Consider the following 15,879-nt stretch of genomic DNA (forward strand, 5'->3'; position numbering starts at 1 on the left):
CGCCACCGAAACGCTCGGCGCCGATCTTGGTCAGTGCGGCGGTCAGCGTGGTCTTGCCGTGGTCAACGTGACCGATGGTGCCGACGTTAACGTGCGGCTTGGTGCGTTCAAACTTACCCTTTGCCATGAGGAAATTCCCAAAAAATAGCGTGGATTAAAAAACTGGTGCTCACGAATGGAATCGAACCATCGACCTCCTCCTTACCAAGGAGGTGCTCTACCGACTGAGCTACGTGAGCAGTAAGACAAGCAACACAGGAAAGTGCAATGGAGCGGGAGAAGGGAATCGAACCCTCACTAGAAGCTTGGAAGGCTACTGTTCTACCATTGAACTACTCCCGCGCAAAGTTGCTTGGGTACTGCACAACCGGGTGGTAACTCCGGCTGTTTCACAGCTCCATACGGAGCTCCATCCGCCCGAAGGCAAAATGGTGGAGGGAGGTGGATTCGAACCACCGAAGGCGTAAGCCAGCAGATTTACAGTCTGCCCCCGTTGGCCGCTTGGGTATCCCTCCAATGAGCCCAGCATTATACGGGTGTTTTTTTCGCCGTGTCAACGGTTTGGAACAATTTCCAGCAATCGGCCGTCATCCTCGTCGGTCAGGACCAGAATTCGCCCTGCAGCCGTGACCCGCACATCCCGAATGCGCCATCCTGAGTCCGTTAGAAGGCGCTCAGCCTCGGTCACTTTATCCCCGTCCAGAGTCAGTCGGATCAGGCTTTTATCGGCCAATGCACCGACCAGCAGGCTATTGTTCCACGCATGTTCCGGACGATTCACAACGAAAGCCATACCGCTGACACCGGGTGACTTCATCCACACGTGATGCGGCGGCTCGGTTCCGGCAATGTATGCTGCCTGAGTCTGCGGATACGGCCTGCCTGTGGCGTAATCCATGCCGAAACTGGCAATGGGCCATCCGTAGTTTTTGCCGGCCTGCAAGACATTGATTTCATCGCCACCGCGCGGGCCATGTTCAGCTGCCCACACCTTGCCGGTACGCGGATCCATGGCCATGGCCTGCACATTGCGATGCCCGAACGACCAGATGGTTCTGCGCACACCGACACCGGAGGCGAACGGATTATCCGCAGGCATCGCACCATCAGCATGAAGTCGAACAATCTTTCCCTGCAGCACTTCGAGATCCTGCGCCAGCTCCTTCTGATTGCGCTCCCCCTGACTGATCCACAACATACCGTCACGATCAAACACAAGACGCGAACCAAAGTGCATTCCGCCGCCGAGTTTCGGCAGCTGCCGATAGATCACGCGGAAATCCCGCAACTGATTGCCCTGCAACTCGCCGAAGCCGACCGCCGTACCTGCAAGACCTTGCGCATCTGCCTCGGCAAAACTCAAGTACACCCGATGCGATACCGCAAAATCGGGTGCGACCGCGATATCCAGTAAACCGCCCTGCCCTTGTGCAAAGACCTCGGGTGTGCCGCTGATTTCATGGCGGCGGCCATGCGCGTCAATGCGGAGCAGTTTGCCCTCGCGCAACGTGATCAGCAGATCACCGCCAGGCAGTTCTGCGACGGACCAGGGATGTGACAATTCGGTGTGCAGTTCCCGGAACACCGCCCCACCGCCGGCATCCCGCCATGCAGTTGCCGGCACGGATGCGTACTCAGTAGCGATTGTCTTACCCTGACTGGTCTCCGCCGCCGGCATGCCCGCATAGCCGTCACACGCAGCAATCGCCAATACTGCTGCTATTGAACTGGCCGTCATTCTCATCAATCGCTCCTATCGGTAGCCCGCAGCCTGCAATTCGAACAGTTCCGCGTAGCGGCCGCCCTGCTCCATCAGCTCCGCGTGGGTGCCGCTTGCCTCCACTTTGCCGTCGGCCAGCACCAGGATGCGGTCGGCCATGCGAACGCTGCTAAACCGGTGCGAGATCAGGATCGCGGTCTTGTCATCGGAGAGCTCCTTAAAGCGCTCGAACACCTCGAACTCGGAGCGCGCATCCAGAGCTGCAGTCGGCTCATCGAGAATCATGACTTGCGCATCGCGCATGTAAGCCCGTGCGATGGCTATCTTCTGCCACTGACCGCCACTCAAGTCCACGCCTTCCTTGAAGCGTCGGCCGATGACCTGGTCGTAGCCGCGTTCGAGGCCGGCAACGACCTGATCGGCCATACCGCGTCGCGCCGCATCCTCGATGCGGCTGCGATTAGTCATGTCCTCGACCTGACCGACACCGATATTTTCTGCGGCCGTCATGTGATAACGCACAAAGTCCTGAAAAATCACACCGATATTTGCACGCAGGTCGTCGAGATCGTACTCGCGCAGGTCAATGCCATCAAGAGTAATGCGTCCCTCGTCCGGATCGTAGAGACGAGCAAGTAGCTTAACCAAGGTAGTCTTGCCGGCCCCGTTCTCACCGACCAATGCCAACACCTCGCCGGCGTGCAATTCAAAACTCAGATGACGCAACGCCCAGCGGTCGCTGCCCTCGTAACGGAACCCGACATCATCAAACACAAAGCCCTGTCTGATTGGCGAAGGCACCGGCAATGCATTGGGTTTGCTGATGATTTCAGGTTGAATGCGGAAGAACGAGTACAAGTCGTCGAGATAAAGCGCTTGCGATGCAACCTGTGAGAAGCCCGTCAGCAGGCTTTCCAGGAGCTGCCGCAGGCGGCGGAATGAACCCGCCAGGAACGTCAGGTCACCAATGCTGAAATCGCCGCGAACGGTACGCCAGGCAATGTATGCATATGCAATGTAGTAACCGAGCGTACCCAGGGCAGACAGCAAGGTGCCCCAGAATGCACGGCGCGCCGCGAGCTTGCGGTTGGCATCAAAGAATTTTTGCGAAAGAAACCGGAATCGTTCGATAAAGAACCGATTCAAGTTAAAAATCTTGACTTCCTTGGCGGTCTCGACACTGGATCCCATCTGCCGCAGATATTCGAGCTGGCGACGTTCCGGCGTCCACTGAAAGTTCAATGAGTAGTTCTGCGCATTGAAGTGCGATTCGCCAATGAATGCCGGCAGCAATGCAACCGCCAGCAACACGATCAGCCACGGCGCGTACGCCAGCAGACCGGCGCCAAACGTCAGAATGGTAATCAGATCCTGTGCCTGACCGAACAGCTGCGACATCAGACTCATGCGCCCCATGGTCTGGCGGCGCGCCCGTTCCAGCTGATCCTGCAGATCGGCGTTCTCGAAATCCTCGAGATCCAGGGTCGACGCATGCTCCATCAGCCTGACCGAGGTGGCGTTAGTGAACATCTCGGACAGCACCGAGTCCACATAGCCCGACAGCCGACCGAACAGATCGTTCGCTACCGCCAGTGCGAATTCAAGCCCAAGGAACAGCAGCAAGTCGTTCAGCGCGCCATTTTGCAGCGCCAGCATCAGGTCATCGGTGACACCAACACCGACCAGGCGAATCGCCTCGTCAATGATCAGCTTGCCGATATACAGGGTGATGATCGGAAACAGCGCGCGCAGCAGTCGGATGATCACCGCCGCAATGGTCAGCGATTTGCTGGTCGACCAGATTTCGGCCAGAAACGGCCGGATATTGCGCATCGCGCTGAAGCGTTCGCGCAGATTCAGTTGGGCTTGGGGCAATGGAGGTGGCATCGGAATTTAGGCTACCACCGGCCTCGTTAAGATGGCTATAAGGCGGACGCGGTGCTCAATACACATCGCGGCGGTAGCGGCCGGTTCGCGCTAGGTCGTCGACCGTTGTTGAGCCCAGCAAGTCGCGCAGAATACGGTCGACGTCGGTCGCCATGCTGGCCCGACTTCCGCAGACCATCAGGGTGGCGCCCTGCTCGATCCAGGACTGCAACTGCGCTGCCCTGCTTTGCAACCGCTGCCAAACGTACTCCCCGTCGCCATCGCGCGAGAAGGTCACATCGAGATGTTGCAGAGTGCCGGCATCGGCATAGGCCTGCAACTCTTCACTGAAGAATGCGTCGTGATCACGCTGACGCTCGCCGAACAGCAGCCACATCGGCCCGCCACCACGACGAATCCGCTCGCGCAGTAGCGAACGCAAGCCGGCGATCCCGGTGCCGTTGCCAATCAGAATCAGCGGGCTCGCATTATCCTGCGGCAGATGAAAACTGGGATTGCTGCGGATTCGCAATGCCATGCGCGCCCCAATCGGCCAGTGCCGGCACAGCAGTCCGCTCATCGCCCCAGGCCGTCCCGCCGAGTCATGCATCAGCCTCACCAGCAGTTCGATGGCACCATCCTGCTCAATAGAGGCAATCGAATATTCACGCCATTGCGAGGCGGCCGCGTCCGGCGCGGGCAATGCGCCTTGCTCGTCCAGAACCGCGACCTGCACGATGTCGCCCGCCTGCCACGACGGCAATGCCAGTTCGGTGCCAAGTCGAATCCGATGCGCCTCACCGCCGAGGCTACCGGGATTCAGCAATTCACGTTGCATCAGCTGTCCGTAAACGAAGGGCGCACGGGTTGTCTTCATGGAGCCGGCCTCGTGTGCTCCGAACTGACGCAAGACCGGTTGCCATTGCTCCAGCGCTTCAGGATCCAAATTGTCGACGGCAATCCACGGTCGCGCTGCTCTTGCACCCGAGGCATCCAACCATTGCGCCACCCGCTGACCAAAGGCGCAGAACTGCGTATAGCTGCGATCACCCAAGGCCAGCAGTGCATAGGTATGATTGCCCGCAAATTGCAACGGCTGCTCCAATGTCTGCAGGAAGGCCAGCGCCTCGTCGGGGGCATCGCCTTCGCCGGTGGTGCTTACGATCCACAACGAACGCGCAGCGTTCTGCAATGTATCCGAGTGCAGCTCGCCAATCGGGCACAGCTCAGCGGCCACGCCACTACTCCTTAAGGTCTGCACGGTCTGCTGTGCCAGTGCAGTCGCCGTACCGGTCTGACTGGCATGCACCACCAGTACCGTTTGCGCGCTCATGCCGGTGTGGTTGATAGCCGGTGTGCGACTGCGGCGAACCCACCACCAGGAGATCACGGCGTAGGCAGTCATCAAGCCGGCTGCGAGCCACCAATGATTGCGCTCGGTAGTCCACAGCAGCGAAGGCTGCAGCGAGATGAGTGCTGCAGCTGTAGCGAACAGCAGCAGCAGCGCCAGTCCGTTGAAGATCACGCGTAAGTTCATGCATCCACCAGCAGAGGCTCGAGAGCGGGCGTACAGTGTTCGGTGACTGTGGTGCCTTCGCGCACTACAAATCGGGCGGGAATATTTAAAGCCGTTGCACGTTGTAAGCCGATCGACGGCCCCAGCACTGCCAGCGCTGTAGCCCAACCGTCAGCACGCATGGCCGAGTCCGCTACGACAGTTACTGCACTTACCGCCGCGGGGATGGGTTCAGCGGTGCGCGGATCGAGACTGTGCGAGACCCAACGGTCGCCGCGACGTTCGCCGTGCCAAAGGTCACCGGTCGTAGCGACGGCGCCCTGCCCCAATGCAATGACACGTGGCTGCACGCGGTCGGTCTCGTCGCCACTTTCCAGCAGAATGTTCCACGGTGCGCCGCGTTCGGACGTGCCCATCGCGACCAGTTCACCGCCCACTTCGACCAGCGCGTTGCGAATGCCCAACTCACTTAAGCGCATCGCGACCCAGTCAGCGGCAAAACCCTTGGCAATGGCAGACAAATCGAGATGCAGTCCGCCGGGCTGACATACGGACAGACTTGGCGCATCCAGTCGAAGGCGATGCCAACCCGACGCATGACGCGCCGCTTCGAGTGAAGCCGCGTCCGGAATGCCGGCGCTGCCTGCGATGGCATTGGCGCCAAATCCCCACAGACCGACCAGTCGGCCAATGGTGGGGTCCAAGGCACCATCGCTGGCACGGGCGATATCCAGCGCACACTCGAGCACGCTAAAGAACTCGAACGACACGCGATGCCAACTACCCGGCGCACCGCGATTGTATTGCGAGATCTCAGAGTCCGGCTCCCATGTGCTCATCTGTGCGATGACGCGATCCAGACAGTGTTCAATGGCCTGATGCAAACGACGCAGATCGCTTGCGGGCGGGCATTGCATCACGACACTCCAGCTCGTGCCCATGCTTTCGCCGCCCAAGCGCGCCCAATCACTCATGCTCAACGAAACCTTGCACTTACTCGGGCAGGACTTCGTAGGTGGCGACATAAGTCAGACGACGTTCCTTGGCCTGCTTGAGCGAGGTCTTGGCATCGGACGTTGCCGTTTCCAACCAGTACATGCCCGGCTCGGCAAATTCGACACTGAAACGGCCCTGCGCATCGGTCTTGACCTTGATCTCGTCCTGGCTGTTGCGATAACGCGTGGCACCGCGGACGATCTCCACATCGATGCCGGCAGCGGGCTGGCCATCAAGCAGCAGTTGGAACTGTCCGGTTTCGCCGGTGACCAGATCATTGGGATGACCTTGCACCACAACTTCGAGTCCCTGTCCGACCGGCTTGATCGCCACATCGTTCGGGTTGCCATTGGTCACAAAGGTTTCAATGCGACCCAGCGACTGCATCACTTTCAGATCGGTTGCATTGGCCGGTACCGCGGCAGCAAACTCTGCAGGGTTACCACGCCAGCGCTTGGGCTTGCCGTCTTCCGTCCAGCTTGCAGAAAGACCGCTATTGACCGCAGCAATGCGATAGGTGCCCTGTTGACGCAACGACAGATCGAACACGCTGCGGTACTTAAGCGTCGAGCCATTCTCAATTTCGACCTTGGAACCATCGGGCGCGGTGACGGCAATGCGATCCAAGCCCAGCGGCACGTGATTGAAATAGAACAGATCGTTGGAGATGGCGGCATCGAAGGTCACCACCGGCGATTCCCCGGAATTCACCGTTTGCGAAGGCAGGATCCACGCCTTATGAGCCAGCGCCAGGGACGGCATCAAAGCCAGCAAGGCGGAAATTGCGAGGACTTTAGTTTTCAGTTGCATGAGTGTGCTCCGTTCGATGTGCAATTAGGGCTTAATGGCGACGGCAATGGCGCCGAGTTCGGCCTTACCTTTGGCCGTAGCGGTAGACGACTTACCCGGTGCAATCACGACCGGCACTTTGACCAGCTCGCGGCCGCCGACTTCGCGTACGGCTTCGATGACCAGCGTGTAATTGCCGGGAGCAACGCGCGACAGCTGGGCTGCCGAATACTTGATCGACTGACGACCGGCAGGACGGGTGGGCCCCGAGATGCCATCGACCGGAACTTTCAAGCTGCGACCGCCTTTGCGCCACCACTGACGCAGGTCCGGCAACCACTTGGTGCCAGCGCCCTCTTTGCCGGTGGTCTGCTGATACCAGACCGACAGATTGGCGGCCATTTTCTGATCGGCATCTTCGAGCCAGACCGCGATATAGGGACGGTGATATTCCGCAACGTTCAAGCGCGGGATCTCGACGCTGACTGTCATTTCAGTGGCAGCCGCATCATGCGATGCCACCAGGATCGAACCCACCAGCAAGGTGGCACCAACAGGGAGAGTGGTACGGGACATGAGCAACCTCAGTGAATAAACAGAAGTAACAGGATCAGCGGGACCATCAGACCCAGACCGACCAGCGGCCAGGTCATGCGGCGCTGCCGCGCGTGGAATACCAGTAGAAACAGGCCGCTGATGCAAAACACCAGGCAGCCAACGGCCAGCACATCGATGAAGGCATTCCAGGCGGTGCTGGTATTGCGGCCCTTGTGCAGGTCATTGAGATAGGAGATGAGGCCGCGCGTCGTGTTTTCAAACTCCACAGCGCCATTGGCACGATCGATACTCAGCCAGGCGTCACCGCCGGCACGTGGCATGGAGACATAGACTTCGGTCTCGCTCCATTCTGCTGTGCCGGTCGCTACCGTTTGCCGGGTACGATCCTGCAGCCACCGCGCCACAGCGTCCGGGATCGGGTCGTTATTCGAACCCTGCAATTGCTTCAGCATCGGGCCCGGTAGTTGCGCCGACCCCGTCACGACGGTCGGGGTGCCTTCGATACGGGTCGCATGATTGAGCGTGATGCCGGTGACTGCGAACAGCAGCAAGCCGACTAAACAGACTGCTGAGCTGATCCAGTGCCACTGATGCAGGGTTCGCATCCAGTAGCCGCGGCGGCGTTGGGAATCGGTCGAGGTTGCGCTCATACTTGGGCCCATTGACGCAGTAGATTGTGATACACGCCGGTCAGTTGCACGATGGCTTGCTCGTCGGCATCGGACTGCCTTAGCGCCTGAATGGCGGTATCCATATCGAACAGTAGCGAGCGCTGCTGCGGATCTCGGACCATGCTCTGCACCCAAAAGAAGCTTGCCAGACGCTGACCTTGCGTCACCGGCGTGACCTGATGCAAAGACCCGGCGGGATACAGAATGGCATCACCGGCTGCGAGCTTGACGTCGTGCTCGCCGTAGGTGTCACGGATCACCAGCTCACCACCCTGATAAGTGTCGGGATCGCTCAGAAACACCGTGCAGGACAGATCGCTACGCAAATGGGTCTGCGCATCGACCTGCATCACGGCGCCATCGACGTGCATCCCGTAAGTGCCGCCCTGCTGATAGCAGTTAAAACGCGGCGTCAGAATGCGTAGCGGCAACGCAGCGGCAAAAAACAGCGGATGCCGACGTACTGCAGTTTCAATCAGGGCCGACAGTTCGGCTCTCGCCGGATCATCAGCGTCCACCTGCAGATTGCGCTTAACCTGAGCGCCCTGCGCGCCAACAGTCTGCCTGCCATCGGTCCATGTTGCCGATTCCAGGCCATGACGGATGGCCTGCAACTCGTCAGCGGTCAGAACTCCCGGAATGTGTAGCAACATGTGCGGCTCCTGCAAATCGGTTAGAAGCGGAAGTCGGCGGTCAGCGTGAATGTGCGCGGCGTGCCCGGCAGATAGCGGTAACCCGACTTGTTGATCGAGGCCACGTACTGCTTATTAAACAGGTTATAGGCATTCAGGCGCAGACTCAGGTCCGGCGTGACATCGAACGAAGCCACGGCATCCCACACGGTGTACGACTTGGTGAATGCGGGCGTGCCGACGGCGCCATCGGTACCGCGATGCAGGCCTTCGTTGTAACGGGCACCACCACCCAAGGTCAGACCAAACGGGAATCGATAGGTCGTCCACGTGGTGATCGCAGAACCCGGGGTGTACGCGAGATCACTGGTGCCATCGGCAGTCACACCGGCGCCCTTAGTCACTTCGGTATCCATATAGGTATAGCCGGCGGAAACAGACCAATGACGCGTCAGATTGCCGGTTGCAGTGAGTTCGGCACCACGCACCAGCTTTTCACCGGTCTGCGTCGGATTGCCGTTGCTGTCCAGATCCTGCGTGTTGATCTCGTTCAATACTTGCGTGCGGAACAGCGCGGCATCCACAAAGAAACGATCACGGTTGAAGGCAAATTTGGCGCCGATTTCCGCTGTGCGAGCCTGTTGCGGATCCATGTTCGGATTATTGAGATTGTTCGCTGCGGCACTCAGATCGAAGTTCGATCCACCCGGAGGCTGCTGGGACACCGCAAAGTTGGTGTACAGGTTCACCGTCGGGTTGAGCTTGTAAACGGCGCCGAGCTTCCAGTTCAGCAGCGTGTCCGACGATTCCAGGTCGACACCGGGAACCACAGTCCCGAGTGCGTTGGTGCCGCAGTTCTTGGCATTGACCGTACAGGCCACCGAATTACGAAACGCGGTTTTGTAGCGATCGGCACGCAATCCGCCCGTCACCAGCAAGTGCTCACCAATACTCAAAGTGTCGAAGGCATAGACGGAGGCCGTTTGCGTCTTGCCGTAGCCATCCGCACCGTTATACGCCCAAGTCAGACCGGTCGCATTCCAGTCGGGCTGATAGAGATTGGCCGGCGTCCAGATCGTACCGTTCGTGGCGGCACGACCCAGCGAAGCCTGCTTTTCGCGCGTCAGTTCAATACCGGTGCTCAATGCGTGCCCGATATTGCCGGTCTTGAAATTGGCATTGACATTGAACTGATTGGTAAGAATCTCGTTAGTGACATCCTTAAAGGTCGGATTACTGCGACGCAGAGTGTAGCTGCTCAGATCATTGACGTCGGTATAGCGAATGTTGCCCAACGCACCTGTGCCGATGTTGTTACCGGTACTCATGAACGCCGTCAGCATATAGTCCTGATGCGTCTCGCCCCAACGCAGCGTGTTCGAGATCAGCAGGTTGTCGGAGACTTCATGCTCCACACGCAGCGTGGCCATCTTGCCGGTGGTGTCTTCGTAATCCGATCGCGTTCCGTAGAAATTGCTCGGATCGACCGGATGGCCGACCAAGGCCTCCAGACCCGGTTGCGGAGTCCAGCCCGGGAGACCAATGGTCGGCACGTAGCCGTCGGGTACGTTGTTTTGCTGCACGTACAGTAAGTTCAGATAGGCACGCGTATCGGTGTCCAGGCCAAAGCCAAGCGACGGCGCCACACCCCAGCGTTGATTTTTGACGTGATCACGACCGGGGACACCACTGTCCTGCCCCACCACATTGACACGCAAGGCGGCACCGGGCAGCGACAAGGGCGTATTGATATCAAACGTTGCGCGACGCTGGGCATCCGTCCCTACAGTGACCGAAGCCGATGCATCGCGGCGCAGCTTGGCGCGCTTGCTGACCATGTTGATGGCACCACTGGGCGGCGTACGGCCATTGTCGGTACCGGCCGGGCCCTTGAACACTTCGACACGTTCGACATTAAAGAGATCGCGCGCGACCGAACCGATGTCACGAACGCCATCGACAAACAGACTGGATGAAGAATCGAAGCCGCGCATGTACACGGTGTCGCCGGTGGCAGTGTTGCCGTTTTCGCCTGCATAGAACGTGCCGACGCCGGGCGAATTGCGCAGTGCCTCAGTCAAGGTCGTCGCGCCCTGCTGATTGAACAGATCTTTAGTGATGACCTGGATGGTTTGCGGCGTGTCCTGCAATTTCTGAGTGAACTTGTCGGAATCAGCATGATCCGGAATGTGCTCGCGCTTGCCCTTCACTTCGACATGGCCCAAATGCTTGACGTGGGCATCGCCAACCAGTGCCTCCGCATTGGCAGCGAAGGCCATGCCGAGACCCGTGGCCAATGTGGCGCCCGCCATGACGGAGCGGGACAGGGATTGATGAGGAGCGAGCTTGCGGGATTTGATCATTGAATGGATACGTCCGATTGCATGAATTGCGGCGGCCTTGGGCCGTGGACATATCTTAAATGATAATGATTCTTATTTCTACACTAATTCTCAATTGTTTTTAGGAAGGCCGGGCTGGCCTTCCCTATGGAGAGGCGACCTGTCGGAGCTCGGTGCGTGTAAGCGGCCACATGGTTTGCAAAATCGGGACACTTGGTTTGCGAAGTCAGTTTAGCGGGCCGCTGTATGCCGATCGCCTAGATTTTGCGTTCAGATTACCTACACCCTAACAAGGTTGATTCTGACAGCAAAATCAGAATCCGCTGACAGACACCAAGCTGAGGCTACTGGATCATGTCATTTTGGCCCGGAGACCCTCATGAAAGAAGAACAAGCGACCTTAATAGCGGCCCTGCTCTGCTGCCTGCGCCTCGCGCTTCACGATCTGAACCCCGACCTTGCGGAGGTCGTGATGCATGTCGAGTCGCTCCTGGAGACCTCGTTGGACCCCAATTCGAACGGGGTTTGAAACCGCTCCGAAGCCCGTTCAAATTGCATTGGGAGTCTATTAGTAGTTGCGAATCGCCAGCTCCCCTACCGTGGGGCTCTTGCCCTGTCCTCCAACACTGTACGCGATCTGCAGACGGCTCGTCTTGAACCCCTTAAATACGGCGCGCATGTCCGGGTGGTCGTTGACCGTCAGGAGGCACTTGCCGGCCATCGTCCGCATGACGTCAGCGAGCTGCTGATACTGCTCCATGCCGAACTCGACACCGTAGCCAGCCGTCTGCCAATAGGGCGGATCCATGAAGAAGAACGTGCCGGGCGAGTCGTAGCGCTTGACCGTCTGTTGCCAGGACTCGTTCTCGACAAAGACTCTGGCCAGCCGCAGGTGGGCGGTCGACAAATCCTCCTCGATCCGGAGCAGGTTCAGCCGGGGCGGGCTGGTCTTTGCCACCCCAAAAGTCTGGCCGGTGACCTTGGCACCAAAGGCGACCTTCTGCAGGTAAAGAAACCGGGCGGCTCGTTGGATGTCCGTTAGCGTGTCTGCCCTGGATCGGAGAAGCCGGTCGAACTCCTCCCGGCTGACGAGCTGCCAGCGGAACTGGCGGACGAGTTCGTCTAGGTGATGCTGAACGCAGCGATAGAGGTTCACGATGTCGCCATTGATGTCGTTCAGAACCTCCACCTTGGCAGGGTCAGCGCGCATGAACAGGAGTGCGCCGGCTCCGGCAAAGGGCTCGACGTAGCAGGTGTGTGAATTGTCAAAGAGCGGGAACAGCTTGTCGGCGAGACGGCGCTTGCCGCCGGGCCAAGGGATGATTGGTTTGGTCATTGTTAGTAGTCTCATTCAGTGGGATTTGGGTGGGCCAGAATCTCCGTGCTCCCCGGGAGCAACGGAGCCCTGGCCGATCCACGTGAATGAGACGTGGTGCTGGCGGCGGCCGGCCACTTGGCGGTGGCTGGCCGTCGCTTCGTTTTAGGGGATTTCTTCGACGGTCACGGTCGTGCCGTACCAGTCACCTCCTCGGTGTGAAATGGCCGCCATCCGGCCAATGCCGAACAGCAGCGTGTCTTCAATTTCGGGCTGATCCACCGCACCAGCAGGCGTGTTGTGACGGACGATCGCGATGGTGCGAGCGGACTCTGGAAGCATGGCCCTCCGGAGCGTCTCCCAGTCCTGACCGTTGGTCAGGCCGCCCTGCCGTGCGATGGCTTTTGTCTGCGGCGTCAATGCGCTCTCAAAGCGCCTGTAAGGAGTCTTTGAAGCGACGATCGGCCGGCTGCCTCGGGTACGACTGGCGCTCGATGGATCAACCAGTTCGTTGTCCCATTCGTCAACGTGCGGCATGTCCACCAGATCACCAAAGATGACCTCGCCGAGGTCAAAAAGCGTCCCCGCGGGAATACCGACCGACCCATTCACATCGTTGTAAATTACCACTCGGACTTCGGTAACGGTCGTCTGCCGTGTCGGCCGCCAGACAGCACCTACGTTCCCATCTCCAAGTCGAGCCGTTCGCACAGAACCGCTGCCTAGTGTGGCGCCGCCATTCCAGAGCTCAATATTGACTTTGACACCCGTAGGCAAAGATGTGTTCAGGAGTGCCGCAGCATTGACTGCGGTTGGCCCCGGCAGCGTGAACTTTAAAACGACGTGGTCAGTCAGTACCTGCCCTGTGGCAGTCATCCAACGCAGACGCGTCCGGCGGCCGGGTACGCCATCAATTAGCGCCGAGCCGGCATCTGCGGTCATGACGGCCGCGCCACTCTTGCTCGATGAGAGTGAGACCGTAGAGCCGCCTGCCATATTCATTCCCAAAAGCATGATTTACGCTCCCCATCCGACGATGTCGACCGTTCCCTTTACAGGGTCAAAAACGCACGATCGCACTAGAATTTTGCGTGCCTGCGCGGCGCCCTGACTATCCACGAAACGGACGCGGCCAACCTGGCCAGGTTGCGGCGGCACTGCACTTGTCCATGCGAACGTTCCGCGGTAGAAATAGCGGTTCACCGCGTACAGCGCGAGCACTCGGTCCAGTTCCGCACGAGCATGGCTTTCCGCCCAGAACACGCTGTTAAATGCATCGGCTGCGGCAATGCGATCGTACATTCGAGAAACCGTGACCGGTGAGTAGACTCGTCCCTGATGAGTGGCCGTGAGGCGGTCACGAAGGGACTGCGGTACGTCCACGTAATCGGTGACCAAATCGCTCTCGGCCAGGACCTTGGCATTCGGTCTGAAATTCAGGGTGCGCGTCAGTCCAGGCGCGGTGTCGGGATCGCGCAGCAGGTCGCCCTCGAAGTCGTCGACGTCAAAGACCAGACTCGCATCCGCGACCGTTTCCGGATCAATTAGGCGGACCAGGCGCAGAACACCATCCGCTCCGCGGTAGCGCGCAGCGGTGAACGACGAGAGCACCGTGTCAATCGCTTTACCGACGCTCGTGGCGTCTGCCGAGTAGTAGCCCACGCCATAGCCGGTTGCGGCATCGATAGACTGCGCATCGGCAAGCGACCAAGCGGCCGAATTAGCGCGTTGCATCAGATCGGTCAGAGCTTGTGCCAGCGTTGCAGCCTGCGGACCCGCACCGAGTGACGAGGCATCACACGTGACCGGATTCTGGGGTGGCGACACGAACATCAGCTGCTGGCCACTGGCATCAGCGACCCACGTCCCGTTCTCCATCAAATCACCGCGATCGCGGACGGAGGTAACAGTGACACGCGAGTCCGCGACAAACTGCGTGCTTCCGTCGGCAGTACAAGACAGTCCGGGAACGTTAGCTACCGCACCGATGATGGCCGGCTGAACCTTCCACGCCTGTGCAGGCACATTGGGGGCAAAGACGCCTCGCGCGACTGGAGTGTCGAGAGCCTCATCGGCATCGGTCAGGTGCAGGACTTTGACGGTCTCGCTTTCGACTTCCACGCTGTCCAAGCGGAAGCGAGCGGCCACGGTAGCGGCCGCTCTCGTGCTGCCCGGTGCGGCAATGACGATCGCCACCGGCATGGAGCCGCTGTCGGCAGTGACCAGCGCGTCGAGCTGGCCACGCGGGTCGAACACGCGGCAGATTGCGCCGCCTGCAGCGTGGGATGCCTGCTCGTTCGACCACGGCCAGAAGGTGACACCCTGTGCGAGTGTGATGTCGTCGCTGTCGAGAATGCCTTCGTAACGGAGGTGTGGCGGGGTGTCCGTGGCGGCGGTGATGAACTCGCGATCGGCGAGGTAGACGGCCGCCGGAACGATCGGATTCGCTTGCCAGCCTGCGAGCTCGGCGGCGTTGGACGCGGGCCATTGTCCACTGTTTACGGCGGCGAAAAGTTGTCCGGACAGGGGTGCGGAGAGGCTGCAGGCGAAGTGCCAGCTAAAACCGGTCAGAATGACGCTGAGCGTCGCAATGAGCGCGCCGTTACGGTACAGCTCGATGGTACCTGCCGAGATATTGATTCGGATACCAACCGTGTCGCCTTTGACGACAAGTGGCAGACCGCTGCGCAACGTTGAGTTCCCTTGGGTGACGACACCAGCGTCCACGCGCCAGCCAATACTGTCGGCAGCACTGCCGAGCACGGCAGTGAGCGATCCGCCGGTTTGAATGATACCGACCGCCGCCACAAGGCTTGCATCGCCCCAGAATGCAAATCCTGCGCCACGAACACCGGTGGTCACAGAAACATCGCTGCGGGCGACCCGATTCAATCCAATTCCATCCGCGTTGGTGGCGAGTGTGACGCCACCGTCGCGCGCGACCAAGCCGGCGCCGATCGGTGCTGCAGCGAATTTTCCGTATACGGGCATTACCAGCCAATTCCCGCGATCGCGCTGCTGTTGGCGATGATGGCCATCATGTCGTCCACCGCGCCCTTTGCGATGCGCATTTTCTCGCCTTCGACATACTCGAACGCGGTTTGCTTTGCCGTGTCGAAGTACGTATCGCCAATGGCAGGCGGCGTGGTCGGCGCGGCATTCTCGAAGTCCGCCTCTTGATACGTGCCGACTTTCCGTACCCAGCCGGGGTTGAGCGTGTGCGTGTCGCCAAGGCTTGATGCCATGACCGTCTTGACGCTGCCAGCGGTGCGGCTTGGCCGCCCATCGGGTGCCGTCATGAAATTGCCATTCGCGTCCACCTCGAAGCATTGTGCGTCAATGGATATCGAACCGCTTGATGCGTCCACCAGCTTCATGGATACGCGGAAATACTTGCCGCCATCCTCGAAGTCCATGATTGTGCAGTTGGTGGGAATGGTCGCTGGGCGGTTGGGCAGTTCAGTTGCTTGCATG

At 59.4% G+C, this 15,879-nt stretch carries 15 protein-coding genes and 3 tRNA genes; 1 reads left to right on the top strand and 17 read right to left on the bottom strand.

Annotation, left to right across the window (positions count from 1 at the left end; all coding sequences use genetic code 11):
* The 13 genes from V3390_RS00005 to V3390_RS00065 form a co-directional block, all read right to left on the bottom strand.
* A partial coding sequence (locus V3390_RS00005; protein WP_049472805.1) for a GTP-binding protein occupies positions 1–127 on the bottom strand: 127 nt, incomplete at its 3' end.
* Between the two features lie 36 nt (positions 128–163).
* A tRNA-Thr gene (locus V3390_RS00010) sits at positions 164–239 on the bottom strand.
* A 29-nt stretch (positions 240–268) separates the two neighbouring features.
* Positions 269–342 (bottom strand) — tRNA-Gly (locus V3390_RS00015).
* Between the two features lie 87 nt (positions 343–429).
* Positions 430–515 (bottom strand) — tRNA-Tyr (locus V3390_RS00020).
* 38 nt (positions 516–553) lie between these two features.
* A complete protein-coding gene (locus V3390_RS00025) occupies positions 554–1,738 on the bottom strand; it encodes a PQQ-dependent sugar dehydrogenase (RefSeq protein ID WP_331702814.1) in 1,185 nt (394 codons plus the stop codon).
* A gap of 15 nt (positions 1,739–1,753) precedes the next feature.
* Positions 1,754–3,607 carry an ABC transporter ATP-binding protein gene (locus tag V3390_RS00030; protein WP_425492960.1) on the bottom strand — a complete coding sequence of 618 codons (1,854 nt, stop codon included), beginning with the start codon at positions 3,605–3,607 and terminating at the stop codon, positions 1,754–1,756.
* Positions 3,608–3,662: 55 nt separating this feature from the next.
* Positions 3,663–5,123: a sulfite reductase subunit alpha gene (locus tag V3390_RS00035; protein ID WP_331702815.1), complete on the bottom strand. Its 1,461-nt coding sequence runs from the start codon at positions 5,121–5,123 to the stop codon at positions 3,663–3,665.
* The gene (locus V3390_RS00040; RefSeq protein ID WP_331689495.1) at positions 5,120–6,076 is read right to left on the bottom strand and encodes an FAD:protein FMN transferase; all 957 of its coding nucleotides are present in this window, start codon (positions 6,074–6,076) and stop codon (positions 5,120–5,122) included. The genes V3390_RS00035 and V3390_RS00040 overlap by 4 nt, the downstream gene beginning before the upstream one ends.
* A gap of 19 nt (positions 6,077–6,095) precedes the next feature.
* The gene (locus V3390_RS00045) at positions 6,096–6,908 is read right to left on the bottom strand and encodes a DUF4198 domain-containing protein (protein ID WP_331702816.1); all 813 of its coding nucleotides are present in this window, start codon (positions 6,906–6,908) and stop codon (positions 6,096–6,098) included.
* Between the two features lie 24 nt (positions 6,909–6,932).
* Positions 6,933–7,463 (bottom strand): DUF2271 domain-containing protein, encoded by a 531-nt coding sequence (locus tag V3390_RS00050; RefSeq protein ID WP_331689497.1) that lies wholly within the window; start codon positions 7,461–7,463, stop codon positions 6,933–6,935.
* Positions 7,464–7,471: 8 nt separating this feature from the next.
* Complete coding sequence (locus V3390_RS00055; protein WP_406805139.1) at positions 7,472–8,095, bottom strand: PepSY-associated TM helix domain-containing protein; 624 nt, start codon at positions 8,093–8,095, stop codon at positions 7,472–7,474.
* A complete protein-coding gene (locus tag V3390_RS00060) occupies positions 8,092–8,769 on the bottom strand; it encodes a Fe2+-dependent dioxygenase (protein ID WP_331702817.1) in 678 nt (225 codons plus the stop codon). Before V3390_RS00060 ends, V3390_RS00055 begins: the two co-directional genes overlap by 4 nt.
* Before the next feature lie 20 nt (positions 8,770–8,789).
* On the bottom strand, positions 8,790–11,111 hold the full coding sequence (locus V3390_RS00065; protein ID WP_331702818.1) for a catecholate siderophore receptor Fiu: 2,322 nt from the start codon (positions 11,109–11,111) through the stop codon (positions 8,790–8,792).
* 358 nt (positions 11,112–11,469) lie between these two features.
* Between V3390_RS00065 and V3390_RS00070 the strand changes: the two genes are divergently transcribed.
* Complete coding sequence (locus tag V3390_RS00070) at positions 11,470–11,619, top strand: hypothetical protein (protein ID WP_331702819.1); 150 nt, start codon at positions 11,470–11,472, stop codon at positions 11,617–11,619.
* A 39-nt stretch (positions 11,620–11,658) separates the two neighbouring features.
* Here V3390_RS00070 and V3390_RS00075 read toward each other — a convergent pair whose 3' ends face one another.
* The 4 genes from V3390_RS00075 to V3390_RS00090 all read right to left on the bottom strand — a co-directional run bounded on the left by V3390_RS00075 (position 11,659) and on the right by V3390_RS00090 (position 15,878).
* Positions 11,659–12,426: a DNA adenine methylase gene (locus V3390_RS00075; protein WP_331702820.1), complete on the bottom strand. Its 768-nt coding sequence runs from the start codon at positions 12,424–12,426 to the stop codon at positions 11,659–11,661.
* A 144-nt stretch (positions 12,427–12,570) separates the two neighbouring features.
* Positions 12,571–13,347, bottom strand: a complete 777-nt coding sequence (locus tag V3390_RS00080; RefSeq protein ID WP_331702821.1) for a hypothetical protein — start codon at positions 13,345–13,347, stop codon at positions 12,571–12,573.
* A gap of 75 nt (positions 13,348–13,422) precedes the next feature.
* Positions 13,423–15,396 (bottom strand): hypothetical protein, encoded by a 1,974-nt coding sequence (locus V3390_RS00085; protein ID WP_331702822.1) that lies wholly within the window; start codon positions 15,394–15,396, stop codon positions 13,423–13,425.
* A complete protein-coding gene (locus V3390_RS00090; protein WP_331702823.1) occupies positions 15,396–15,878 on the bottom strand; it encodes a hypothetical protein in 483 nt (160 codons plus the stop codon). Before V3390_RS00090 ends, V3390_RS00085 begins: the two co-directional genes overlap by 1 nt.
* Between the last annotated feature and the right edge of the window lies 1 nt (position 15,879).

Source organism: Aquilutibacter rugosus (assembly GCF_036541335.1).
GTDB lineage: Bacteria > Pseudomonadota > Gammaproteobacteria > Xanthomonadales > Xanthomonadaceae > Aquilutibacter > Aquilutibacter rugosus.